This is a genomic window from Ferrimonas sp. YFM (assembly GCF_030296015.1).
Classification (GTDB): Bacteria; Pseudomonadota; Gammaproteobacteria; order Enterobacterales; family Shewanellaceae; genus Ferrimonas.
The window spans coordinates 1,427,765-1,452,286 of the sequence record NZ_AP027368.1 but is presented as its reverse complement, the minus strand read 5'-3'; the positions used below and the strand labels follow the sequence as shown (position 1 = coordinate 1,452,286).

Genomic DNA, 24,522 nt, shown 5'->3' with positions numbered 1-24,522 from the left:
CCCTTTAGTGACTCTAAGCTTGCAACACCACCCTAACGCCACACGAAGCCATCCCTTTGATTTTATTGGATTTTTATCGATTGTAAAAAAATGGTTATAAAAACAGCTTTTTTATTGTGATCAAGATCACAGTCAAAAATCCCGCATCAAGTGCGCAGATCACACTTTCCTACCATTTGGGACGAGAAACTCATTCCCGATTGCTACTAAAATGTGAAGTTCATCGATATTGACTTGGATCAATTTTCTGAGGTGCTTTCCGCTATTGAATACGCTACCAATTACTATCGTTCAACCAAGCATGATTCAAATTTGGTTGACTATAGTGAAACTGAAACAAAGTAATCATTCCTCAATAGAAGGGAAAACGGCGTGAATCTCATACAGACCATCGCAACGCTCACACCGATTATTTCGGTACTCGTATTCTTGGTGCTCTTGCGCTTGCCTGCTTCCAAGGCAATGCCAATCTCCGCAGTATTAACCGGTTTGGCCGCTGCCTTCATCTGGCAGATGGATACCGCAATCCTAAGCGCATCCGTCGTCCAGGGTATGTTGGACGCCATTACCCCTCTGACCATCATCTTCGGCGCAATTTTCCTGCTGAAGACGCTGGCCGCCTCCGGTGCCATGGATACCATCCGTGCGGGCTTCACTAACATTAGTGCTGACGCCCGTGTTCAGGTCATCATCATCTGCTGGCTGTTCGGTTCCTTCATCGAAGGTTCCGCCGGTTTCGGTACCCCTGCTGCTATCGGCGCTCCTCTGCTGGTACTGCTGGGCATTCCGCCTCTGGCCGCGGCCTGTGTGGCTCTGATTGCTGACTCCACCTCCGTATCCTTCGGCGCCATCGGCCTGCCCGTACTCTTCGGTATGGACAAGGGTCTGGACGCTGGCGGCGTATCCATGGCTGCCGAGCAGATTGCTGCCCTGGGCGCTACCGCCGGCTTCGCTGACTACGCTCAGCTGATTGCCAAGCACATGATCACCATCGACCTGTTCACCGGTACTCTGGTACCCCTGACCATGGTTGCTGTGCTGACTGGCTTCTTCGGCCGTAAGAAGTCCTTCGCCGAAGGTCTGCAAATCTGGAAGTTCGCCCTGTTCGCCGGTCTGGCGTTCACCGTACCTGCCTGGCTGATCAACTTCTTCGCCGGTCCAGAGTTCCCATCTGTAATTGGTGCCCTGGTTGGTATGGCCATCGTGATTCCTGCTGCGAAGAAAGGCTTCCTGCTGCCTGCACAGCCTTGGAATGACTTCGCCGAGAACGACGGTAAAGCCGCTCCTGCTAACGCCGGTCAGCCTCAGTCTGCTGGTGCTGCTGCTGCCAAGCCTCAGTTCTCTCAGCTGGCTGCCTGGACCCCTTACCTGGTCATGGCCGGTCTGCTGGTTCTGTCTCGCGTAGTTGCTCCTCTGAAGAGCTTCCTGCTGAGCTTCAACCTGAGCTTCCCCAACCTGCTGGGTACTGAGCTGGGTTCCGGCTTCAAGACTCTGTACGCTCCTGGCGCCTTCTTCGTCGCCGTGTGTATCCTGGGCTTCTTCATCTTCAAGATGAAGCCTAAGGCCTTCACTGGTGCGTTCACTGACTCTTGCAAGTCCATGATCCCCACCATCATCTCCCTGGGTGCTTCCGTACCTATGGTGAAGATCTTCCTGAACTCTGGCGCCAACGACGCTGGCCTGATGTCCATGCCTAAGGCACTGGCTGACATGCTGGCTAACTCCATGGGCGCCGTGTGGGAGTGGACTGCTCCGGTAGTTGGTATCTTCGGTGCCTTCCTGTCCGGTTCCGCAACCTTCTCCAACATGATGTTCTCCGGCCTGCAGTACTCTGTAGCCGACAACCTGGGCATGAACCACGCCCTGGTACTGGCCCTGCAGGGTATCGGTGCTAACGCCGGTAACATGATGTGTGTAATGAACGTTGTTGCTGCTGCTACCGTAGTAGGCATGGCGGGTCGTGAGTCTGAGATTATTCGTAAGACCATGCCTGTTGCCCTGGCCTACGCCATGGTTGCCGGTACCATCGCCTTCTTCTGGGGTGGCTACTAATAGCTCCTAGAAGTTGGTAAAAAAAGCCGGGCCTAAGGGTCCGGCTTTTTTATTTCCGCAACAATTTACCTGCCACTCACTCCGATAACTCTGCTCTGCCTTCTTTGGAATTTCTCCATATTTATCCGCCCTGACTTGAACATATTCGCTCTCTTGCCAAGGACAGCGCTGAAAATAGCCGACCCTTGTTGCTCGACATAATCCAAGCCTCACAAGCCCGAACACCGCTTTGTGCACAAAACCAAAACAACAGACTCTCCCCACCCCAATGCGCCAACCCCAAAAACCTGGATGAGTGGCATTCGCATTTCGATGGGATCACGCCAGTTGTCTGGTTGACTCATCGGGGCGGCCTCCCTCTTAACGGCTTAACCGAACCCACAATCAGGGTAAACCTTAACCAGGGAGACAGACCCATTTCGAGGAGTGAGGCTACCCCGGCGGCCATGGGCAACGCACATCGATATTGGCCGCGTTCCCCGGGGAGAAGCTGGTAAGCACCTCCCACCCCAAGACAAGCCTAAGCCACTATTAAGCCTGGGAAAATCAACCATGAAAACGCTGCTTTATTAGACAGGCGGGCGACATGCATCCGGCAGAACCAGGGTCGCCAAGGTGAGTGTCAAAGCCACTTTGACCCTGGCAAAACGCTGTGCAACGACAGCGCCAATTGCAGATAATATCGGACCGTTACCCTGGCTTAAATGTTGATCAGTTCGAACCCTTGCCACCCTGCCCGACCAGCCCCTGTAACCGTGAGACTTCCATCCCGAAGGCCACAAGAAGAATAAGTGATCTTTCTTCACTTAATTTGTTCACTTGCACAAAAATGGCGGTTATTTTTGACTCTATATTCAGTCATCCGCCCAAAGACCCTCAGTTCGCTTATGGCATAATATTTATACTGAATGAATGTGATCCAGGTGCGGCCTTTACCGGGAGAAATGGATATTTGTTCAAATATTCAAGTCCCTTGGTACAAAATATAAGGGTATATAAAAGTGCTAACTGCTAACTATAGTGAAGTGGCTAACAAACTTAGCCAGATTCTTGATGCTAATCGCGTCCATACCGACAACCTACGCCGAGTCGCTTGGGGTACCGACGCCTCCTTCTACCAAAAGCGTCCACAGATTGTGGTACACCCCAAGACCGAAGCTGAAGTCTCCGCTTCACTGGCAGAGTGTCATGCCAACAAAACTCCCGTTACCTTCCGTGCCGCTGGTACCGCCCTGTGTGGTCAGGCGATCTCCGACTCCATCCTGATGGTAGCCGGTGGTGACTGGGACAAGTACGAGGTTCTGGACGGCGGTGAGCGTATCCGTCTGCAGGCCGGCGTAATCGGCTCCAAGGTTAACCAGGTTCTGAACCCTCTGGGCTGGAAGTTTGGTCCTGATCCAGCCACCATCGCCTCTGCCATGGTTGCCGGTATTGTGTCCAACAACGCCTCCGGCATGAACTGCGGTACCCACGCCAACTCCTACCAGCTGATCGACTCCGCCCGTATCGTCATGGCCGACGGTTTCGTTCTGGACACCGCCAGCGAAGCCAGCCGCAAAGAGTTCACCGCCAAGTACCCTGAAGTGATCAAGGGTATCGAAGCGATTCGCGATGAGATCATGGCTGACCAGGAAGTGGTTGACCGTATCAATCGTAAGTACTCCATTAAGAACGTAACCGGTTACGGCATGAACTCCTTCGTGGACTTCTCCGACCCGTTCGACATCATCCTGCACCTGATGGTGGGTTCTGAAGGTACTCTGGGCTTCCTGTCCGAGATGACCATGAAGAGCGTGCCAAAGGCGACTCACTCTGCGTCCGCCATGGTGTACTTCGACTCTCTGCGCGGCGCCTGTGAAGCGATCGTTGAACTGCGTAAAGACGCCTTCGACGAGACCAACGCCGCCGAGCTGCTGGACAACTTCGCCCTGAAGGCGGTAGCTGCGTCCAAGTACCAGACCCCAGACTTCCTGGCCGACATCCATAAGGATGTGACTGCGGTACTGTTCGAAACCTTCGGCATGAGCCAGGAAGAGATCGACCGCAACACCGCCAAGATGAACGCCATCATGGAGAAGCACGGTCTGTACCGTCCTGTTGAGTTCACTCAGAACGGCTCCGAAATTGCCAACATGTGGGCCATCCGTAAGGCGGTATTCCCTCTGGCTGGCTCCATGCGCCCTGCCGGCACCTCCTGCATCATTGAAGACATCGCTTTCCCAATCGAAGTACTGCCTCAGGCCACCATCGACCTGCAGAACCTCTCCTTCGAGCACGGCTATAACGATGCGGTGATCTACGGTCACGCCCTGGAAGGTAACTACCACGTAATCTTCTCCCAGGACTTCAGCACCCAGGCCGAAGTAGACCGCTTCGACAACTTCATGGAAGCGGTAGTAGAGCTGGTTGCCACCAAGTACGACGGCTCCCTGAAAGCTGAGCACGGTACCGGCTTCGGTATGGCGGCCTTCGTAGAGAAAGAGTGGGGCACCCGCATCTACGACCTGATGAAGCGCACCAAGAACGTTCTGGACCCTGCGGGCATCCTGAACCCAGGCGTGATCATCAACGATGACCCACACTGCCACTCCAAGGGCTTTAAGCCTCTGCCTCAGGTACACGACATCATCGACAAGTGTATCGAGTGTGGTTTCTGTGAACAGCACTGTGTGGCCCACAGCCTGACCCTGTCTCCTCGTCAGCGTACCGCGGTAGCCCGTGTGATGAAGACCCTGGAGACCACCGGCAAAGAGCCCGAGGTTCTGGCTGACCTGCAGGCCAACTACAAGTACTTCGCCATGGACACCTGTGCCGCCGACGGCCTGTGTAAGCTGGGCTGTCCCATGGGCATCGACACCGGTAAGTTCATCAAGGTTCAACGTGCCAAGTACGCCACCGGTACCGACAAGAAGGTAGCCAACTTCACTGCAAACCAGTACGACAACCTGGAAGGCGTTGCTCGCTTCGCCCTGGGTGCAACCGATATCGCCCGTGCCGTCATCGGCGAAGGCGGCATGGGTGGCATCACCAAGATTGCCCGTAAGGTTATGCCTGGCATGCCTATCCCTCTGTGGACCTCCGGTATGCCTAAGCGTGGTAAAGCCCTGCCTGAGATGAAGACTGCCGGTGACATCAAGGCCGTTTACTTCCCAGCCTGTCTGAACCGTATGCTGGGTACCGCTCCTAACAACCCTGACCAGCGCTCCGTTCCAGAGACCATCAAGGCTCTGTTCGAGAAGTGCAACATCGAGATGCTGTGTGGCGAGAAGCCTCAGGGTCTGTGCTGTGGTCAGTCCTGGGAGTCCTACGGTCACAACGAGCAGGCGGACCGCAAGTCCGACGAGCTGTCCAAGTGGCTGCTGGAAGTGTCCAACAACGGTGAGCACCCCATCCTGGTGGAAACCACCGCCTGTCTGGAGCGTATGCGTCGCTCCTGTGACAAGCGCTTGAACATGTTGGGTCCAGAAGAGTTCGCCATGCAGTACATGGTTGACCGCCTGGATATCAGCAAGATCGAAGAGAAGATCGCTGTTCACCCAACCTGTACCTGCCGCAAGATGGGCATCGTTGATGACCTGGTTGGCCTGGCCAAGCTGTGTGCCTCTGACGTAGTTGTACCTGACCGCGACAAGGTTGGCTGCTGTGGTATGGCCGGTAACCGTGGCATGAACTTCCCAGAGCTGAACGAGCACGGTCTGCGTCACCTGAAAGCAGAAACCAAAGACAAGGGTTGCACCAGCGGTTACTCCGTATCCGCCACCTGTGAGATTGGCCTGACCACTCACTCCGGCATCCCTTACAAGAACATTCTGAGCCTGCTGGACCGCGCGTCCAAGCCTAAGCGCTAAGACTGCCTCTTGAACTGAACAAGGCCACCGCAAGGTGGCCTTTTTAGTGGGAGGCGCTTTTGTCAGCTCACTCTTTATCCAGTTTTACCCAGGCTGTCACGCCTTTACATTGAAGCGGCTAACATTGGAAACAGACCTTCCCAACGGAGCAAGACCATGCGCCTTATGATGATCACCGCCCTCATTCTGCCGCTGCTCACAGCCCCGCCAGTCCAGGCCAAACCTCACCATGGTCCGCAGCACAAGACCAAGGTAATCGTCGTCAAACCCGGGTATCGCCACACCCCCCATCACAATCACTACGCCTACCACCACAGGGAACTGGCCCGCATCGCCACTTTCGCGGTGTACTCCGGCGTCACCTACGCCATTGTCAACGACGCCTATTACCGTAAACACGGGGATCACTACCTCTACGTGGAATCTCCCCCGGCAGGCAGCTACAGCGTCATCCAGGCAGGCGATACCGGAAGCGGTTACACCCTGGGCCAACGCATCGACCAGCTTCCTTCGGGCAGCCACAGTGTGGTGGTCGATGGCATCAGCTACCACAACCTGGGAGAGCATTGGTTTGCCCCCCTGGCCGGTGGCCAAAGCTATGTGGTGGTCGAGTCCCCCTTGGAGTAGCCAACCGCGGCAAAGACGCCCCCAGTGAGCTTGAGCAGATCCCCAGGGGCCAGCTCAATCTCCAGGCCGCGACGGCCGCCGGAGACACAGATGGTGTCAAAGGCCTCGGCTGAGGCATCCAGCACCAGCGTCAGGCGCTTCTTCTGCCCCAAAGGACTGATGCCCCCCACCACATAACCTGTGGCCTTCTCTGCCGCCTTGGGATCCGCCATGGTCAGCCGCTTGGCCTTCACCGCCTTGGCCAGAGCCTTGAGATCCAATTGGCCGGTCACCGGCACCACCGCCACACAGAGCTTGCCGGCATCGTCCGCCGCCAGCAGGGTCTTGAACACCCGAGCCGGGTCCTGTCCCAGGGCCTGGGCGGCCTCCAGGCCGTACGAAGGCGCACTGGGGTCATGCTGATACTGATGGAGCTGGAAAGGCACCTTGGCCTTCTTAGCGGCGTTAACGGCAGGGGTCATAAAGTCTCCAGAGTTTGGAACAAGCGGCACAGTATGCCACATGGGGACAATGGCCACTGTGATCTGCCGCGCCGCCGGGCTCAAGCCAAACACAGCGACGCCAGATAGAGACATTTTGTCCCTGCGGGGTGTCATTAGAAGTAATCTGAATTTTTCCAATGATTTACACCGAGACGCCGGTCACAGTTCACCAGCAATCAGATTGAAGAACTTTGCCATAAAGCCAGACTGACGCCATCAGTTTTAGGGGCCGAGACACCTATTTGCTGGCTAATCCGTCCGGCCCCACTTTTTTCGATACTCACCAGTCGCTCCGGCTGGCTGAGCCGGTGCAGACCGGTTCAGCCGGCCACCTTTTCTCGCAATCCCTTCTCGCTCACAACCTGAGTCAATTTGTCCGCACCCCATTGTTATTTTTAGTCACTTCACTCCAAATGACGGATTTTGTGTTGATCCGGCTCTAGGGTGCAAAAGAAGACCATTGCCACAAAGGTGACCCAGATCAACCATGACCTCAACATTCTCACCGGCGTTGCCACAATGCAGTCGGCGGCGCCCCGATAACGGAGTCATGATGTTCAAAACTGCCATCACCCTGGGCCTGGTTTGTCTGGCCGCCCTGCCCGCTCAGGCCATCGAGTGCAAAGCCAGTTACGGCACTGGCAAGGTCAACTTTCGACTGGCTACCGGCAGTCCCGGAGAATTGGGCCTGCTTAAAGCGCTGGCCAATGAGTTTAATGCCAGTCATGACAGCCGCCTGTGCTGGGTCAAGGCCGGCTCAGGCAAGTCCCTCTCCCTGCTGAAACAGGGTGAGGTCGACATAGCCATGGTTCACGCACCCGCGGCGGAAAAGAGAGCGGTAGAACAGGGCTGGGCGAGCCAAAGGACGCTCATCGGCAGTAATGAGTTCTATCTGGTGGGTCCCAAGGCAGACCCCGCCGGTGTCAACGACGCCGGCTCCATCAAAGAGGCCTACCGCAAGGTGGCAGACAGCCGCGCCCTGTTCCTCTCTCGCGGGGACAACTCCGGCACCCACAAGAAGGAGATGATGATCTGGGGCCTGGCAGAGAAGCAACCTCAAGGCCAGTGGTACCAGGTGACCCATGAGTTTATGCGGGCAACACTGCGTCAGGCCAACGAACAGCAGGGCTATTTCATGACCGACAGCTCCACCTGGGTGGCGGAGAAAGCCAACCTGAGTGAGCTTAAGGTGCTGTTCTCCGGCGACCCGATACTGGTCAATACCTACCATGCCCTGAGGGGCGTCAAGGGGAATACTGAGGCCCTGAAAGTCGCGGACCAGTTTATTGAGTTCGTTGGTTCACAAGCCGGCCAGCAGATCCTCAGCAACTATGGCAAAGCGCAATTTGGCGACGCCATGTACACCGGCATCAGTGGCAGTCAGGACCACCACTGATCTGCAAGGGGGGCGATCGCCCCCCTGATTTTCCATCCGAAAAATGAACTAATTTTTCCTAACCTTGCGCCAGAGCATTAAAATGACGGTGAACAACTGGCATTATCAGCCCTCTTCCTGAGACGCTACCCACCGGGCTCGAACGCAAATGAATGAAAAACTGACCAAATCCGACGAGAAGCAACTGGCGAAAACCCTGGACGACGCTGCCCAGTACGGTGGCATGACCCTGATGCAGAGCCGCGGCTATCTGGCGCACCTGCACTGCTTTCCCAAGACCATCGACCCCGGAGTCTGGAGCGCCCACATCGCCAACACCAAGCCCGAACAGGAGCTGTGGCCCTTCGAAAACAAGGTGATGGAGCAACTCTTTGCTCTGTACAATCAGCTGCACACCGAGGTGGTGGAGAAAGGCGAGGTGCTCTCTCCCAAGTGTCGTCCCCTGCTGGATGACCTGACACAGCGTCAGGTGCCCATGGATCTGCGCCACTGGTGCGCCGGCTTCCTCACCGGCTTTGCGGTGCTCAAGGAGAAGTGGCAGGAGATCTGCACCCCGGAACAGCTGGAAGAGGTGGAGTCCTGCTGCCAGTTTATGGGTTACCTGGCCACCCTGGGCAGTGACGAAGAGCACGCCCTGGCCTGGCGAGAGGGCGCAGAGCCAGCGCCGGAGCAGTTGATCGCCACCATCGAAGAGGCGATGGCCTACATGCACGGCTGGAGTCAGATGGAGCTGGATGAGGAGAACAATCCGGTCAATGCCATGCTCAACCCTGATGTGGGCGGCCACTGACAACGCCTGCTTTAACATGAAAAAACGGCTACCCAGGGTAGCCGTTTTTTATTGGTGAGACACAGCGTATCCCCTAGACAGGCATCCGCTTCAGGGCATTACGCTTCAGGTACTCCACCAGGAACTGCATCAGGGCCCGCTGCACACCAGGCAGGAAACGCTGGGCCGGATGCAGCAGCCACACCGGCACCGGCGCCGGCTCATAATCATTGAGAATCGGCTGCAGGGCACCGGTATCGAAGGCGCGCCACAGCTGGAAGTCTGCCAGCTGCACCACTCCCCGGTCCGCCTGGGCCTGGGCCCGGATACAGAGGCTGTCGTTGCTCTCAAAGTCCCCATCCACCTTCACCGGAATTCGGTGGCCCTGATCCTGATAGAGCCAGGATCTGGGGGTACGGTGAACATTGTTGATCAGGCAGTTGTGACGGGTGAGATCCGCCGGGTGCTGGGGCACACCGTTGAGGGCCAGGTAACCGGGAGAGGCCCCGGTGAGCATGCGCATGGTGGTCAGCTTGGTGGCCACCACCCCGCTGTCCGGCTGCTTGCCGGTACGGATGGCAAAGTCATAGCCTTCGTCCACCAGATCGCACTGACGATTCAGCAACTGCAGCTCGATGGCCACTCCGGGGTGCTCCCGGCCAAACTCCGCCAGGGCCGTGGGCAGAATCGACTGGCCAAAGAGCACCGGGGCCACCATCCTTATGGTGCCCGCCAGCCCATCTCCGGTCTGGGTGCTACCATAGAGCCCGTCCACCTCTTTGCAGATGGACTCCATCTTCGCCAGGTAACGCTGCCCCTCGTCGGTGAGGCGCACCGAGCGTGTGGTGCGCTGCAGCAGCTGCACACCGAGGTGACGCTCCAGTTCACTGACCTGCCGGCTCACCGCCGACGGCACCAGGTTGAGAGACGCTGCCGCGGCGGAGAAGCTCTGCTGCTCCAGGACGGCCCGGAATATCCGTATCGATTTAAGTAGGTCCATCGTTGCCAGAATCAGAATAATTATAGGAAAGTCTAGTATCTATTCACATTTTGGACTCAATTCATCTGGCAAGGCAAGAGCAGAAGCCGAATTATCTTTGCCTCAGGAAGCGCAAAGCCATGGTCAAAGAGCAGGTCATTGGCCGGTATCGGGGCGCCGCGGCAGTCAACGGACCGCCAGCCAGACTCAGACAGCCAGGGACAGCCGGTCCACAGCCCAACAGTCTCTCCCCTGTGATTTAGCGTGATAGAGAGCCTGGTCGGCTTTGCGGTACAGCGACGCCGAGGTGTCCTCGTCGCGCCACTGGGCAATGCCGATGCTCAGGGTCACCCTGTCCGAGGTGATGGAATCGGGATGAGAAAGATTGAGGGCTTCCATCGCCTGCTGCATCCGCTGCGCCATCACCTTGGCGCCCTCCATGTCGGTGCCTGAGAGTATCACCGCAAACTCCTCTCCCCCAACCCGGCAGAAGACATCGGTCTGGCGGGCCATCAGTGCCGACAGCGTGTTGGCCACCAACTTGAGCCCCTTGTCCCCCTGATCGTGCCCCAGGGCATCGTTGTACTGCTTGAAGTGGTCAATATCCACCAGCATCAGGGAGGTGGGAATTTCGAAGCGTCTTGCCGACGCCACACCGTCGGACAGCGCCTGATCGAAGCCACGACGATTCATCACCCCGGTGAGGGGATCCAAGGTGGTCTCCCGCTTAAACTGCTCAAGCAACTCCAGGCTCTGGCTGTGTCGGTCCAGGCCAAAGAAGTACCAGCGACGCAAATAGAGGGAGGAGAGACAGATCAGCAGAGGAAACTTCACCACCGACAGATAGTAGGTGACCGACTCAAACCCGGTGTGCAGCAGGGTCAGGTAGGCGTATGCAATCAGGATGATGCAGCAACTGAGGAACATCATCAGCCTGGAGGTGTACCAGCCAATCACCACGGTCAGGCAACCCAGCATGAAGATCTGTTTGGAGGATTGATACTCCCCCCAACTCTCAACCGTATTGATGGAAACCAGACTCCAGGCGGTGCCCACCAGCAGCGCCATGAGGGCTCGAGTGGTTTTTCTGACCTCACCCGGGTTATTGATCAGGTAGGCGGCCAGGGCAAGCACCAACACCGAGATGACAATCTGCGCCGACGCCATAATGCGGGTCTGTATAGGAGGTTGAGGCAGGTGTTCCCACAGGTTGATGAAGAACAGCAGTTGCACCAGCAGGGTCGAAAAGCCCACCCACAGGGTCCCCTGACGCAGGTGCTTCTGCTGCATCAGCTGTATCACTTCGGGGTAGTGGCTCTGGCTCATGGACACCTGCTCGGGATTTTGGGGGTGCGCTCTTGCCCACCCCGCAGTAGGACAGATATTGTACACGAAGCCAATTCAAGTGTGTCTTGGGCAGACCCTAAAAACCGCTAAATTATGCAGAAAAATCCGCTTTATATCCCCCGTGGCGCAGGCTATCCCTCGGCCCGGCATTCATTCTGCAGAACCTCACACCGGCGTTACCTGCCTCTTACAAGAGTGAAACCCCGTCACAGCATCCTGGGTACAGCGTAAGCGCCATCAAGCCACCTCGGCCTGACTGTCGCCATTGTCCCGGTTCGTCTCCCAGTTATTGGCCCGGTTCAGCAGCGGCGCTATGGTGGAACCCTGTACCAGAATGGAGAACACCACCACCGAATAGGTCATCACCAGCAGGATCTCACGAACATCTATCCCTTTGCTGGCCACCACCACCACACCTGAAGGCACCGACATCGCCATCGCCAGCGCCAAGCCGCCCCGCAGTCCTCCCCAGGTCAGGATGGTCACCGACAACGGATTGTACTGACGGAACCGGGCAAACCCCAGGTAGCAGAGACGGACGCTGAGGTAGCGAGCCGCCAGGACCACAGGAATCGAGACCACCATCAGAATCCAATCCTCCTGATGGAAGCTGAAGGTGAGCATCGCCAGGCCTATCAGCAAGAAAAGCACGCTGTTGAGGAACTCATCCACCAGCTCCCAGAAGCTGTCCAGATGGTCGCGGGTTTCGGTGGACATGCCGGTGTGGCGGGTCCAGTTGCCAATGATGATGCCCGACACCACCATGGCCAACGGACCGGAAACCTCCAGGGCACTGGCCAGCACATAGCCGCCCGTGGGGATACCCAGGGTCAGCAGCAACTCCATGGAGTGATCATCGGTGGAGCTGATCAGGGTGTGGAACAGCAAGCCGATGGCCAGCCCGTAGAGAATGCCCCCCAGGGCTTCGTGGATAAACAGCTGGGTGATGCCCGCCAGCGTCGGCGCCTCGCCGCCGAAGGCGATGGCAAACAGGGTCACAAAGAGCACCAGGCCGAACCCGTCGTTGAACAGGGACTCCCCCTCGATCTGCACACTGATCTGCTCGGGCGCCTTCATCTTCTTGACGATGGCCAGCACGGCAATGGGGTCGGTAGGAGAGATGAGGGCGCCAAACAGCAGGCAGTAAACCAGGTCGAACTCCACCCCAATCAGGCGGAAGAACTGCCACAGTACCCCGCCGATAAGCAAAGTGGAGATAAGGGTACCGACCAGCGCCAGGGTGGCGATCTCCCACTTCTGCGCCTTGAGGTTGGGCAACTTGATTCCCAGACCGCCGGCAAACAGCAGGAAGCCCAGCATGCCGTTGAGCAGGAAGGTTTCGAAATTGATGCGATCGATCGCCTCGGCCGCCACGCTCTTCAGCGAAAACCAGCCCGCCTTACCGGCAATGACGATCAGCAGGGACAGCATCAGAGCCCCGGCGGTGATGGCGATGGTCATCTGCATCCGCCCCACCTTGCTGTTGATAAAGGCGATCATCATGGCAAGGGCTGCCAGGGTACACAGGGTGGCATACACCGTCATTGGATTCTCCTTATCCGCCACGGCTGTGGCTTCACTTCCATACACGAGGGGATGGGATTGTACCCAAAACTCACTCTATTTTAGTCTGTTAAAAAAAGAGAGCCAGATCACAATCGTAAACTCATCGGGACGGACACGGAGAATGGCAGGCACAAAAAAAGCGCCCCTGAGGGCGCTTCTTTCAAGCCTGCGCGAGATTAAACGCGCTTAAAGTCGATGTGGGTAACTTTAGGCTTGTAGGGGTGACGCTGCATGTCCTGAGCCTTCACCTTAACGGCTTTGCCATCGATGTTGATGGTCAGCTCGTCAGTGTAGAAGTTCTCGTTCTCCTGGGCTTGCAGGATTACGTTGTGCTCCAGCTCGATAGCAACGGCTTCTTCGCTGCCGCCGTAGATGATGGCGGGTACTTTGTCAGCATGACGCAGGCGGCGGCTCGCACCTTTCCCCAGGTCAGTACGTACAACAGCATTAAATTCGAAAGACATAGTTATTACCTTCAATGTCAGAAAAATTAATGCCACTGCTTGCGACCAGCAGTGGCACTTTCAAAAAGCGGACGGAGTCTACCATGACCGGCTGAGGATCACCAGCGCCCTGTGATCACCACTGCCTGACCCGGCCGGTATCCACATGGACGAAGCCTGACTTGGGATAATACCCCACCCCACCCCGCTTCAGTGACAAGGCCGCCTTTCTCAGGTCGGAGAGCTCCACACCCGGAATGGCGATGTCGATGGCCATACCTTTCATATGGTAGCTCTTCTTGGCCACCTTGGCGGACTTACCGGCCAGCATGGCGTTGGTCTTGGGGCTGCGGTAGCCCGAGATGATCTCGATGCGACGATCCGTATCCAGCACCCGGGTCAGGTCATGCAGCAGCTCATAGAGGCCATTGTCCATAGGCATGGCTTCACCTGTGCGGTGATCTCTGAGCACCTGGTTGAAGGCATCCAGGGCGGAGGGATCATATTGACTCGGGGTCCAGAAGGTCTGGCTGGTGCTTTCACCTGTATGGCGATTGTAGAAACTCAGGCGCTTGGGGGCGGAGAGGCTGGCATGGGCCGTCAGAGGTACCTGACTCAATGCAGCCGCGGCACCAATCCCCAAAAGAATCTTGCGTCTATTGTTATCAAAAGCGGTCATTCAACAGTTCCAGTACAGCCCTATAAAGAGGCCGGCTAGGGTGCCGGCGCCATTAAACTAACGGCTATAATTTGTACTGGCAAGAACTGAAATTTGTGCTACTGAATGGTTGGAAGGGATAAAGTATTGAGAATCAGCTTCCTTTATCTGCCGAAAGTCGATCTCATCGCAATGGCATTTTTGTGATCCATATCACCATCCTGGTGATAGATATCCTTGCGATAGTGGGCTACGCCATTGTCGGCAACCCAGGCACTCCAATACACCATGTAGACGGGTAATGGCCGCTTCAACCTGAACCACCTGGTCTCCCCCAGGCCCCTGGCATGATTAAAGCGCTTAAGATCCACCTCCCCTTCGAAAGCCAGCTGACGAGCCAGGAGGTCGGCGCCCTCGACCCTGACACAGCCTGAACTCAAAGCCCGCCGGGAACGGTCAAACAACTGCTTGTCCGGGGTATCGTGCAGATAGATCGCCTTGCTGTTGGTCAGGTGAAACTTATATCGTCCCAAGGCATTATCGTCACCCGGTCGCTGAGACAGGCGATACGGGAAGCGGCCGGTGGCGGCCTGTTGCCACTGGTCGGCGGAATACTGCACCGGCTCACCCTGGCGGTTATAGGCATCGAAGCGCTGCTTGGCCAGGTAGTCACCACTCAGGCGTATCTTGGGCAGCAGATCCCGCCAGATTATGGAGCGGGGCACATTCCAGCTGGGGTTCACCACCAGGCTGACCACCTCGGTGGTCATCCTGGGCGTGCGCCTGCTGTTGCGCCCGACAATCACCCGGGTGCTGAATCTCTCCCCAGTTGGAGTGACCCAGCTGAGACGGTATTCGGGAATATTGACCAGCAGATAACTGTCGGCAAACCGGCTTCGGTCATGCCACTGCCTCAGGGTGTTTCGGGCCAGTCGCTGTGCCCGAACCCTGGGAGAGACCCTGAGCCAGGCTCGGGTCCTGGGCCCCACCACACCGTCGGCAGCCAGGCCGTGGCGTCGCTGAAACCCCTGCACAGAGTCGAGCAGCTCGTCATCATAGTGGTCACCATTCACCTGCCCCTGGTAATCCCCCAACTGTTTCAGCACCCAGCGCAGCTCGGCAATCTGAGGGTGGCGGTCTCCGGGTTCCAACAAAGGCGCCTTGCCAAACTCAGGCCAGACGAGAGATTCCAAGGCCATCAGCTCGATCACTCGTTGGCGTGCCATACGATACTGCACAGAGTCAGGCGCCAGTTCCCGGACTCTCTGCTCCAGCCGCCCCTGCTCTGCCGCCTTCAGCACAGGGTACTCCCCGCCCTCTGGCACCATCAGCAGGAAGGGCGCACCGCCCAGGCCATCGGCACCGGGAGGACGTTCACTCAGTTGCCGATGAAACTCCTCGATCAACTGGAAACCGAGCAGCAGCAGCCTGTCCCGCTCCTCCATAGACAAGTCGGGCGCTTCGAGATTTTGGTGAAGAGAGTAAAACTGCGGAGACACGTTCGCTGCAGACAAGAGTGACAAGTGCTGGGTTAACTCTTCGGCGGCTCGCTGCTGGTCCTGAACCGCCCGCCACAGGGGCATGGGCTGGGCAGCGCATCCCAGTGTCCAGAATATGGCCAACAGACAAAGCCGCTTTATCAAAAGCTGCCTCCTTATCTCGGTAAGGACGGCGTAAGTCAATCACGCCCCACAATAAAATCAGACCAGAGTTTTTTGTGCCCTGTTTCAACAGGGATGGAGATAAGTATGGCAAGGCTTTGGCGAAGGCAGAGAGAAAATCGTGCAGAAAGCAACCAGGCCGTTGATTTTCTTAGTAGATATTAAGGGAGAGCGAAAAGGGCAAAAAAATGCCCCCGGAATGGGTTTCTGGGGGCCAGGGATTTCAAGGTCAAAACAATAACGAGAGAGCATGTTTGCTCGTTGTGCTGCACTTTAGGCCAGAGAGATTGCAGTCATATGACAACGAGGAGCAATTTCTGCCCGCCCAACCAGGGGCGAGATCACACCCACCAACCTCAGCCCAAACCCGATCACAAAAAGCGCAGTCGCAACAGTCTGATAATCACTTAATATCAGCAACTTAGACCAAGATTAATCGACCGAAGCCCACTTTCTCCGACCTCTTCGCTTTTTTCGCCCCCGTCGTGAGCCAGTTCACAGCAAATGCGCAACAAACCCCATACACTTCAAAGCGTTTAATGTTCCCAAGCATGTCATATTGCGCGCTGTCCTCTATAGGGTGGCGCTTTCTTTTGCCCCGAATCGGATAAAGGGGCATCAGTCAGTTCCCGCTAACGTCGATTCAGCGCCGAAATTCAGGTATAAAGCCGCTCCTGCGCATCAACCTGAGAGACCCATGAATCGGAAACAATTGATTCAAACCATGGCGGCCCGCAGTGGCCTGAGCCAATCCCAATGCCAAGCCAGCCTGACCCAGTTGCTGGCCACCATAGCTCAAGCATTGCACGAGGGTGAAAAGGTCTACCTGCCCAAACTGGGCGTCTTCGAGGTTCGCCATCACCTGCCCAAGAGCGGCCGCAACCCCATTACCGGGGAAACCATAGAGATCCCCTTCCGCTCCAGTGCCGCCTTCCGTCCCAGCGATGCCTTAAAGGCCGCCATCAAGGGCTAGGGCGCTAGCCCCATACAAAAAAACGCCGTCCCCGAGGACGGCGTTTTCGATTGGTGGCTGGCCTCACTCGATGACGCTGCAGGCCACCACGGAGAGAACGGATTAAGGTGCGCTTTTCCTCGGTACAGCGACCTGAGCCGCCATAAAAAATCCGGCCACGTGGGCCGGATTGTCTGAGTCTGACTACTGCATCAACTGGCGGATGTACTTCACCGGCGATGAGCCGTAGCTCAGGAAGGTTTCGTGGAACCGCTGCAGGTCGAAGTTGTTCCCCATTTTCGCCTTCTGCGCTTCCCTCAGGTCGTAGATCTCACGGAAGCCTGAGTAGTAGGAGGTCAGCTGTACCTGGCTGAGGGTGGCACGGCGCCACTTCTGCTCCGCCTCCTCCTGCTGCTGGAAGGCACCGCCCACCATATGGGCCAGGGCCTGTTCGCGGGAGATCCCCTTCACCTGAATCTCATAATCAAGAATGGTGTTGGTGATCACCCTCAGGTTCCACTTCCAGTACATCAGCCACAACTCCGGCTCGAAACCACCATAGCCCTGCTCCAGCATCACCCGCTCGGCGTACACCGCCCAGCCCTCGATCATGGCGCCGTTACCAAACAGGCTCTTCACCAGGCTGGGGGATTCGTTGGAGTAGACCAGCTGGGTGTAGTGACCGGGGATCGCCTCATGGATGTTGAGGATCTGCAGGATCCAGTGGTTGTACTCCCGCAGATAGCTCTCCGCCTGCTCGTCGGTCATGCCATCGAGCGGCGTCACGTTGTAGTAGGTGTTGGCCTGCTTATCGTAGGGCCCCGGGGCCGAGATGGAGGCACCGGCAAAGCCGCGCATGTAGGCGGGGGTTTCCCGCACCACCAGGGGCTTGGTGGGATCCAGGGTCACCAGCTGAGTCTCATTGACGAACTGCACCAGCTCGGGGATCTGTTTGCGCACCTCGGCAACAAAGTCCTCCCGCTTCACGTGACGGGCAGACAGGTGGTCCACCAGTTCGCGAACCGCCTCCAGATCGTTCACCGGCATCCCCTTACCGGGGAAGTACTTGGGCCACAGCTGCTGGGTGATGGTGATCATCTGTTTCTGGGCCTGGTCCCGGTCCGCCAGCGCCTTCTCATACAGCTGTTTCGCGGTCATTCCCGCCTGGATATCCAGGGCAAACTTCTCCTCATAGAGGGTCTCGCCGATGCGGAAGGAGCGCGGGGTGCCCTTCTTCAATTGGGCCACCTGAGCCTCCAGCCAGCCGATGTGGCTCTGAATCGCCTGCTTGGCCACGAAGAAGCGTTCCTGGAACAGGGCTTTGTCACTGTCACTCAGACCTGACTCCATCGCCTGGGAGAGCATGGCGTCAGAGAAAACGCTCAGTGCCCCCTTGTTCTGCAGCAGCGCCAGTTCGGTGTGCTCCAGGGTGGGGTTGTTGATGTTCTCCCGGGCGGCGCGGTAATACTCGGGCACCATCTCCATGCGACCGAGAATCGCCGTCAGCCGGGTCTCCAGGGGAGCATAGGGTTCATTCATCAGCCGGGCAAAGGGGCCGGCCACGTTGTAGTTGGCGGGGTTCCACTGCCAGGACTTGAATCTGGTGTTCTCCCACTCCATCTTGTCCAGCACATTGGTGATCAGCGCCAGATCGATGCGGGCGCCGGCGGTCATCTCCACCTGGCCGAAGGGGGCCAGTTGGGCACGCCATTTGGCCACGAACTGGGCATCGCGCAAACGGCTGTCGCTGTCCGGGATCACCAGCTGATCCGCGTAGTCGTAGAAGCCGCTGTAGAGCGCCCAGGTGGGCGAGTGACGCCACAGGTCATCCACAAAGGACTGGCTGACGGCATCAAACTTCTGGGCCTGACATTCGGCCAGGCAGGGGGGCGGGGTCAATTCGGCGGTGGACTGGCTCTGGCAGCCCGCCAGCCCAAGGCTGGCCAGCAGTGCCAGGGCGGCAACTTGGGTTTTCATGGTTCACTTCCCTGATGGATTGGGTGTGGCAAGTAAACCAGAAAAGCGGGGCCGCTGTCAGCCCCGGTCTAAGCCGCGGTTAAAGTTGGTAACAATTTGTTGGTACAACACTATTCGCTTTCGGCGCCAGGCCAACAGCCCCAGACTGACCAGTAGATAGAGTGCGGGCTCATACCAACCGGACTTCACCGACCACCAGAAGTGCACCGGCACCAGCAGCGCGGCCAGATAGACCCAGTTGTGCAGCTTCTGCCAGCGACGGCCGAGGCGCCGCTGCATGGCGCTGGTGGAGGTGACCGCCAGGGCAATCAGGATCAGCAGTGCCGCCATCCCCACCAGGATGTAGGGGCGCTTGACGATCTCACCGAGGAGCAGCCCCACGTCCCCCAGCAGGTCCAGGCCAAGAAACGCCGCCACATGCAGCAGGGCATAGGCGAAGGCCCACAGCCCCACCAGGCGGCGCACTCGCATCAGCCCGGCCATCTTCAGTCCTTTGGCCAGGGGGGAGACCATCAGGCTGAGGATCAGGCCGTGGATCGCTCCCATCCCCAGGAAGTGGATCACATACTGCACCGGGTCGCCACCGGCGGCCCCGGCCTGCACCGCCAGCCACAGATAGGCCAGAGGCAGGAGGAAGCCGAGGTGCAGCAGGGTCTTCAGCGCCAGAATCCGGCCTCGGGTCAACTTCATCAATACCAGCGCCTCAGATTCAGGTCGGTGTACATCTGAGCCACGTGCTCACCATAGCCGTTGAACATTTCCGTGGGGATCCGCTTAGCGGAGAGCAGGCCTCCGGCACCGATGCGACGCTCACTGGCCTGGGACCAGCGAGGGTGATCCACCTGAGGATTCACATTGGCGTAGAAGCCATACTCATGACTGGCCAGCAGATTCCAGGTGGTGGGCGGCATCTTCTCCACCAACTTGATGCGCACGATGGATTTGATGCTCTTGAAACCGTATTTCCAGGGCACCACCAGGCGGATGGGGGCACCGTTTTGCGGAGGCAGGGTGCGGCCATAGAGACCCACAGAGACCAGGGTCAGCGGGTTCATCGCCTCGTCCATGCGCAGCCCCTCCACATAGGGGTAGTCAATGCCGCCGCCGACAAAACGCGACGCCTGTCCGGGCATCTGTTTGGGGTCATACAGGGTTTCGAAGGCCACATACTTGGCCCGGCTGTTGGGGTTGGCCCGTTTGATCAGCTCCGCCAGGGGAAAGCCCAGCCAGGGGATCACCATGGACCAGGCCTCCACACAACGCAGCCGGTAGATGCGCTCCTCCAGGGGCATGGAGGCAATGAGCTCCTCCACATCCAGGGTCAGGGGGTTGTCCACCTCGCCGTCGATGGTCAGGGTCCAGGGCGAAGTCTTCAGGCCCTGGGCATTTTTCACCGGGTCTGTTTTGCTGGTACCAAATTCGTAGAAGTTGTTGTGAGTGAGGATCTTATCCTCCGGCGTCAGCTCGTCGGTGATGCCGTAGTTGCGGCTGACGTCGAAGGCCAGATCCCGGCGGGGCGCCAGATCCACGCTCTCACTCTCCGGCTTCAACCAATCCAGCAAGCCCGCCTGGACATTCAGCGGCAAACTGGCGCTGATGGCACCCAGCCCCAGGGCCTTGGCAATCTTACGCCTGGCCCTGAACACCTCCTCTGGGGTGACGTCATTCTCTTTGTGCTTGTCCCACGCTTTTTTGGCTAAGTACTTCATCCACACACTTCCTTACTCTTGGGTTAACCAATAAGACCCAGGAAGGCACCAGATGATTTCACCCAGTTTCAAGAAAAGGCAACACAAGTACCGGGTTAGCCCTCGTAGTTTCGCTTGACGAATTGGGTCAGTGCCTCAACCAACCACCCCGGGCAGAGGCTGGGATTGTTGCAATGCAGGTAAACCCCCAGGTTGGTGGAGTTGCCGCTGAACAAGCTGTGCAGCTTGCGCCGCAACAACCCGGGCATGATGACGGAAAGGATGTCTGAATGGGCCTCCAGATACTCCTGACTGCCCTTGCCGCTGATGATGGAGTACGCCCTCCCCTCCTGGAGAATGGCCACCAGATCCGGCAGCGAAGACACCCTGGCTTCAATCTCCAGTTTCCTGCCCATGGCATTGGCGTAATCCTCCATGGGATCACGGCCTTCGTTGAAGGAGGGAAGCTCATTGACCACGAAGGGATAATCCAGCATCGCCAGGTGCAGTTCCGCCTTTCTTTGCCAGATCGGGTGCCCTTTGACGGCAACCACCAGGGGGTTGTTGTTGTAACAGATGAGCCTCGATTCCACATGCTTCCAAGGCTCGAACCCATAGTAGATGGCCATGTCCACCTGATTGCTGTCATTGGGGGCCACCGGCTCAGTGCCACCGGTTACCACGGCAATGTCCAGCTTTTCCCCCCGGGCTTCCGCCAGGGTGCGCAGGTGTTTCAACAGCCCCTGGCTCAGGGCCGTCGGCGTCGAGATGCGAATCCTGGCATTGGAGTTGGCGGCCTCCGGCTGCATCAGCTCATGGGGCATCTCCTTGGCCATCTCGAGCAAGGCATCGGCTCTGGGGTAGAGGCGCATCGCCAGAGGAGTGGGCTCAAAACCCCGTTGCCGGCGCACAAACAGAGGGTCGTTGAAGGTGTCACGCAAGCCGCTTAAGGTTCGGCTCACCTTTGAGGGCAGCACATCCAGGGCTTCGGCCACCTTATTGGAGTTCATCTTCTGGCTGAGAAGCACAAAGACTTCCAGATCAAACAAACTGAGCCGCCTCAGCCTGCGCCAGGTCAATATGTCGTTCATGGCCACCTTCAGCCTCCTGGTGTAAGAGGCTGTATAGTTTGCCATGTTCATCATGCCCACAAGAGCTAATGACGAAAAAATTTCAATGTGTGATAGCACAGACCTTCACTATGCAATCATTGGAATTTCCATTTTGCAGAAACTGCAACGCCCTTTACCGATCGAGCCCCTTGCCCGATGACCGGTCACCGGCCCACGTTTTGGCTGACAAACTCACACAGGGCAGCCTCCAGCCACTCAGGACAATTCGCGGCCTCATTGCGGTACAGGTAGACCCCCAGCTCCGCCGATGGCCCATGAAACAACCGTCTCACCTGCTGCAGAAAGCTGTAGGGAAGCCGGGAGGTCACCAGGTCCGGGTGTGACTCCAGATACTCTTTGCAGCTGTAGCCGCCAATGAAGCTGTATGCCTTGCCTTCGGACAACACATTGACCAGGTCCGGCAGTGACGCCACCCTGGCCTCAACCTCCAGGGTTCGCCCCAAGGACAGTGCATAGTCCTCTATGGGGTCACGGCCCTCGTTAAAATTGGGCACCTCGGTCACCACAAAGGGGTAATCCAGCAGCGCCAGGTGCAGCTCCGATATTCTGTCCCAGATTGGGTGATCCCGAACCGCCACCACCCGAGTGTGGATGCTCTGGCAGATGCGCTTGGAGTCCCCCTCCTTCCAGGGGCTGAAGGCACAGTACACCGCCAAATCAATCTGCTGCCCCTCTCCAACCCTTCCCGGGCCGTTAACCCCTGGCACAACGGCCACATCCAGCTCCTGACCTTTGGACTCCGCCCGAGACTTGAGGAAGTGCAGCAACCCAGGAGCAAAGATTGTCGGGACGGCCACCCGGATCTGTGGTCGCTTTCCCTCTGCCTGCTGTGCACTGCGCCGACCGGGGATCGCCCGGGCGACCTCCAGCAGGGCATCGACCTGGGGATACAGGCCCACCGCCACAGCCGTGGGCTCAAAGCCGTGCTGACGACGAACAAACAGAGGGTCGTCAAACACCTCCCTCAATCCGCTCAGGGTGCGGCTGACTTTGGAGGGCAATATCCCCAGAGATTCAGCCACTTGGTTGGAGTTGAGTTTTTGGCTGAGCAGCAAAAACACCTCCAGATCGAACAGGCTTAACCGCCGCAGCCGGCGCCAGGTCAGACAGTCACTCATTCCTAAGCTCTCTCAGTAATTTCAACCTCATACTTAGCCATCTCCGGGGAAGGAACAAGCCCTTGTGTAGAGCAAAAACTGGAACTGTGATTGACCGGGGTGGCCAGTTGCACTCCCCGAATAATCCAATATGCAAGATTTGCATTTTCCTCAGCCTAAACGCGCGCTTTTGCGCCGCTTAACCGCTCTCCCCTTGATAGCGCCGCATCCCGGTGCCACCCTAGGGAGTGTTTATCTTTGGTGTTTAGAATTTGGCCGAGGATGACGACGACTAATCAAGAAGTTCGATTGTAGGCATAGTTGTTCTACGTCAAAATTGAACGACGAAGAGTAGTCGTTGTCAGTCCGGCCCCGAAGGGCGCTTTGCTCAGTCCAGGTTCCCATTCATTTGGGTCACAATCTCGACACATCGAGGCCTTAGTGGCTGGATGCTAGCGCAAAAATATTCAGCAAAGGTCAACACGCCCTAGACTTCATCACTCCTTGAGAATCAAACTGCTATGACTCTGGAACCCCTTACCCTTGGCCTGCTGGGCCTCACCACTCTGCTGGGACTGATTCTGGGTTGGGCCCTGCAACTCGGTCCCCGCCGACGTGCGGAGCAGGACGCCACCGCCCTAGAGGTCACCGCCGCCAACCAGAGAGAACAGCTGGAGAAGCTGGAATCCCAGCTGCAGGGCAAGGAAGCGCTTCTCAACGACCTCCACGGCGCCCTGGCTCAAAGCCGGGCCAAAGAGGAGGGCGTGCGCCAGCAACTGCAACAGGCGCTGCAGAGCGAGAAGCGGCTGAGCATGGAGTTTGAAAATCTGGCCAATCGCATCTTCGACACCCAGAGCCGCCGCCTCACCGAAGCCAACCACAGCCAGCTGGGCGCCGTGCTCAACCCCTTGCAGCAGCAGCTGGACGGATTCCGCAAACAGGTGCAGGAGAGCTACACCAGTGAGACCCGTGAGCGTTTCGCCCTGAAACATCAGCTTGAAGATCTCAAGGCCCTGAACCTGCGTATGAGTGAAGACGCCCTCAACCTGACCCGTGCCCTGAAAGGGGACAACAAGGCGATGGGCAACTGGGGCGAGGTGGTGCTGGCCCGCCTGCTGAGTCAGAGTGGCCTGCGCGAAGGCCACGAGTACGACACCCAGGCCGCCCTGAAGCAGGAGGATGGCAAACGCTATCAACCCGATGTGGTGGTTCACCTGCCGGACGACAAAGATGTGGTGATCGACTCCAAGGTCTCCCTCGTCGGCTATGAACGCTTCTTCAATGCGGAAGAGGACGCCGAGCGTGAGCAGGGGATGCGCGAACACCTGGCCAGCATCCGCGGCCACATCAAGGGACTGGCAGAGAAGGACTATCACAAGCTCAAAGGGATCCGCACCCTGGACTATGTGCTGATGTTCATTCCGGTGGAGCCGGCCTTCATCGCCGCCATCGAGTCGGACCCGGACCTGGTAAATTTCGCCCTGGAGCGGAACATTTTGCTGACCAGCCCCACTAACCTGATGGTAGCCCTTCGCACCATCAACAACCTGTGGCGTTTCGAGCACCAGAGTCGCAACGCCCAGGAGATCGCCGGTCAGGCGGGCAAGATCTACGACAAGCTGGTGGGCTTCTCCGACGATCTGCTCAAGGTGGGACGAGCCCTGGAAACCGCTCAGGGCAGCTACGACAAGGCGGTCAACAAGTTCTCCTCCGGGCGTGGCAACCTGCTGCGTCAGGCGGAACAGATGAAACAGCTGGGTGCCACCACCAGCAAACAGCCTCAGGCGGCTCTGCTGGAGGACGCCCTCAACCCCACCCTGGACGAGGCAGCGGGGGAGTAACAGGCG

The 24,522-nt window shown here is 57.6% G+C and carries 18 protein-coding genes and 1 pseudogene; 7 read left to right on the top strand and 12 right to left on the bottom strand.

Annotation, left to right across the window (positions count from 1 at the left end; translation table 11 throughout):
• Positions 1–372 precede the first annotated feature (372 nt).
• From QUE41_RS06820 to QUE41_RS06810, 3 genes are all read left to right on the top strand, one after another.
• On the top strand, positions 373–2,052 hold the full coding sequence (locus QUE41_RS06820) for an L-lactate permease (protein WP_286342126.1): 1,680 nt from the start codon (positions 373–375) through the stop codon (positions 2,050–2,052).
• 1,025 nt (positions 2,053–3,077) lie between these two features.
• Positions 3,078–5,900 carry an FAD-binding and (Fe-S)-binding domain-containing protein gene (locus QUE41_RS06815; protein WP_286342125.1) on the top strand — a complete coding sequence of 941 codons (2,823 nt, stop codon included), beginning with the start codon at positions 3,078–3,080 and terminating at the stop codon, positions 5,898–5,900.
• Positions 5,901–6,056: 156 nt separating this feature from the next.
• A complete protein-coding gene (locus tag QUE41_RS06810; protein ID WP_286342124.1) occupies positions 6,057–6,527 on the top strand; it encodes a hypothetical protein in 471 nt (156 codons plus the stop codon).
• On the opposite strand, the gene ybaK is transcribed toward QUE41_RS06810, so the two are convergent.
• On the bottom strand, positions 6,497–6,988 hold the full coding sequence (gene ybaK / locus QUE41_RS06805) for a Cys-tRNA(Pro) deacylase (RefSeq protein ID WP_286342123.1): 492 nt from the start codon (positions 6,986–6,988) through the stop codon (positions 6,497–6,499). The genes QUE41_RS06810 and ybaK overlap by 31 nt on opposite strands.
• Positions 6,989–7,559: 571 nt before the next feature.
• Between ybaK and QUE41_RS06800 the strand changes: the two genes are divergently transcribed.
• Both QUE41_RS06800 and QUE41_RS06795 read left to right on the top strand, forming a co-directional pair.
• Positions 7,560–8,405, top strand: a complete 846-nt coding sequence (locus QUE41_RS06800) for an ABC transporter substrate-binding protein (RefSeq protein ID WP_286342122.1) — start codon at positions 7,560–7,562, stop codon at positions 8,403–8,405.
• Positions 8,406–8,553: 148 nt separating this feature from the next.
• On the top strand, positions 8,554–9,195 hold the full coding sequence (locus QUE41_RS06795; protein WP_286342121.1) for a UPF0149 family protein: 642 nt from the start codon (positions 8,554–8,556) through the stop codon (positions 9,193–9,195).
• A gap of 73 nt (positions 9,196–9,268) precedes the next feature.
• Here QUE41_RS06795 and QUE41_RS06790 read toward each other — a convergent pair whose 3' ends face one another.
• The 6 genes and pseudogenes from QUE41_RS06790 to QUE41_RS06765 all read right to left on the bottom strand — a co-directional run bounded on the left by QUE41_RS06790 (position 9,269) and on the right by QUE41_RS06765 (position 15,810).
• Complete coding sequence (locus QUE41_RS06790) at positions 9,269–10,174, bottom strand: LysR family transcriptional regulator (RefSeq protein WP_286342120.1); 906 nt, start codon at positions 10,172–10,174, stop codon at positions 9,269–9,271.
• Between the two features lie 186 nt (positions 10,175–10,360).
• Positions 10,361–11,479 carry a GGDEF domain-containing protein gene (locus QUE41_RS06785; RefSeq protein ID WP_286342119.1) on the bottom strand — a complete coding sequence of 373 codons (1,119 nt, stop codon included), beginning with the start codon at positions 11,477–11,479 and terminating at the stop codon, positions 10,361–10,363.
• 258 nt (positions 11,480–11,737) lie between these two features.
• Entirely contained in the window at positions 11,738–13,045 is a 1,308-nt protein-coding gene (locus tag QUE41_RS06780) for a cation:proton antiporter (protein ID WP_286342118.1), read from the bottom strand.
• Between the two features lie 200 nt (positions 13,046–13,245).
• Positions 13,246–13,530, bottom strand: a pseudogene (gene rplY / locus QUE41_RS06775) (50S ribosomal protein L25); the annotation flags it as partial.
• Positions 13,531–13,645: 115 nt separating this feature from the next.
• Positions 13,646–14,188: a peptidoglycan L,D-endopeptidase MepK gene (gene mepK, locus QUE41_RS06770; RefSeq protein WP_286342117.1), complete on the bottom strand. Its 543-nt coding sequence runs from the start codon at positions 14,186–14,188 to the stop codon at positions 13,646–13,648.
• Between the two features lie 143 nt (positions 14,189–14,331).
• Positions 14,332–15,810 carry a L,D-transpeptidase family protein gene (locus QUE41_RS06765; protein ID WP_286342116.1) on the bottom strand — a complete coding sequence of 493 codons (1,479 nt, stop codon included), beginning with the start codon at positions 15,808–15,810 and terminating at the stop codon, positions 14,332–14,334.
• A 598-nt stretch (positions 15,811–16,408) separates the two neighbouring features.
• On the opposite strand from QUE41_RS06765, the gene QUE41_RS06760 reads away from it, so the two are divergent.
• On the top strand, positions 16,409–16,801 hold the full coding sequence (locus tag QUE41_RS06760; protein ID WP_286342919.1) for an HU family DNA-binding protein: 393 nt from the start codon (positions 16,409–16,411) through the stop codon (positions 16,799–16,801).
• 183 nt (positions 16,802–16,984) lie between these two features.
• Here the strand turns inward: QUE41_RS06760 and QUE41_RS06755 are convergent, their stop codons facing one another.
• The 5 genes from QUE41_RS06755 to QUE41_RS06735 all read right to left on the bottom strand — a co-directional run bounded on the left by QUE41_RS06755 (position 16,985) and on the right by QUE41_RS06735 (position 22,696).
• Positions 16,985–18,757 carry a DUF885 domain-containing protein gene (locus QUE41_RS06755; RefSeq protein ID WP_286342115.1) on the bottom strand — a complete coding sequence of 591 codons (1,773 nt, stop codon included), beginning with the start codon at positions 18,755–18,757 and terminating at the stop codon, positions 16,985–16,987.
• Between the two features lie 57 nt (positions 18,758–18,814).
• The gene (gene msrQ, locus QUE41_RS06750) at positions 18,815–19,447 is read right to left on the bottom strand and encodes a protein-methionine-sulfoxide reductase heme-binding subunit MsrQ (protein WP_286342114.1); all 633 of its coding nucleotides are present in this window, start codon (positions 19,445–19,447) and stop codon (positions 18,815–18,817) included.
• The gene (gene msrP / locus QUE41_RS06745) at positions 19,447–20,466 is read right to left on the bottom strand and encodes a protein-methionine-sulfoxide reductase catalytic subunit MsrP (protein WP_286342113.1); all 1,020 of its coding nucleotides are present in this window, start codon (positions 20,464–20,466) and stop codon (positions 19,447–19,449) included. Before msrP ends, msrQ begins: the two co-directional genes overlap by 1 nt.
• Positions 20,467–20,561: 95 nt before the next feature.
• Positions 20,562–21,536 (bottom strand): LysR family transcriptional regulator, encoded by a 975-nt coding sequence (locus tag QUE41_RS06740; protein WP_286342112.1) that lies wholly within the window; start codon positions 21,534–21,536, stop codon positions 20,562–20,564.
• Positions 21,537–21,721: 185 nt separating this feature from the next.
• Entirely contained in the window at positions 21,722–22,696 is a 975-nt protein-coding gene (locus tag QUE41_RS06735; RefSeq protein WP_286342111.1) for a LysR family transcriptional regulator, read from the bottom strand.
• Positions 22,697–23,196: 500 nt separating this feature from the next.
• Here QUE41_RS06735 and rmuC point away from each other — a divergent pair, with 500 nt between their 5' ends.
• Positions 23,197–24,516: a DNA recombination protein RmuC gene (gene rmuC, locus QUE41_RS06730; protein WP_286342110.1), complete on the top strand. Its 1,320-nt coding sequence runs from the start codon at positions 23,197–23,199 to the stop codon at positions 24,514–24,516.
• Positions 24,517–24,522 lie beyond the last annotated feature (6 nt).

What these genes read in the sequence shown, in the direction of transcription:
- QUE41_RS06810 (WP_286342124.1), top strand. Translation starts at nt 6,057, where the DNA reads ATGCGCCTTATGATGATCACCGCCCTCATTCTGCCGCTGCTCACAGCC.
- ybaK (WP_286342123.1), bottom strand. Translation starts at nt 6,988, where the DNA reads ATGACCCCTGCCGTTAACGCCGCTAAGAAGGCCAAGGTGCCTTTCCAG.
- QUE41_RS06800 (WP_286342122.1), top strand. Translation starts at nt 7,560, where the DNA reads ATGATGTTCAAAACTGCCATCACCCTGGGCCTGGTTTGTCTGGCCGCC.
- QUE41_RS06795 (WP_286342121.1), top strand. Translation starts at nt 8,554, where the DNA reads ATGAATGAAAAACTGACCAAATCCGACGAGAAGCAACTGGCGAAAACC.
- QUE41_RS06790 (WP_286342120.1), bottom strand. Translation starts at nt 10,174, where the DNA reads ATGGACCTACTTAAATCGATACGGATATTCCGGGCCGTCCTGGAGCAG.
- QUE41_RS06785 (WP_286342119.1), bottom strand. Translation starts at nt 11,479, where the DNA reads ATGAGCCAGAGCCACTACCCCGAAGTGATACAGCTGATGCAGCAGAAG.
- QUE41_RS06780 (WP_286342118.1), bottom strand. Translation starts at nt 13,045, where the DNA reads ATGACGGTGTATGCCACCCTGTGTACCCTGGCAGCCCTTGCCATGATG.
- mepK (WP_286342117.1), bottom strand. Translation starts at nt 14,188, where the DNA reads ATGACCGCTTTTGATAACAATAGACGCAAGATTCTTTTGGGGATTGGT.
- QUE41_RS06755 (WP_286342115.1), bottom strand. Translation starts at nt 18,757, where the DNA reads ATGAAAACCCAAGTTGCCGCCCTGGCACTGCTGGCCAGCCTTGGGCTG.
- msrQ (WP_286342114.1), bottom strand. Translation starts at nt 19,447, where the DNA reads ATGAAGTTGACCCGAGGCCGGATTCTGGCGCTGAAGACCCTGCTGCAC.
- msrP (WP_286342113.1), bottom strand. Translation starts at nt 20,466, where the DNA reads ATGAAGTACTTAGCCAAAAAAGCGTGGGACAAGCACAAAGAGAATGAC.
- QUE41_RS06740 (WP_286342112.1), bottom strand. Translation starts at nt 21,536, where the DNA reads ATGAACGACATATTGACCTGGCGCAGGCTGAGGCGGCTCAGTTTGTTT.
- QUE41_RS06735 (WP_286342111.1), bottom strand. Translation starts at nt 22,696, where the DNA reads ATGAGTGACTGTCTGACCTGGCGCCGGCTGCGGCGGTTAAGCCTGTTC.
- rmuC (WP_286342110.1), top strand. Translation starts at nt 23,197, where the DNA reads ATGACTCTGGAACCCCTTACCCTTGGCCTGCTGGGCCTCACCACTCTG.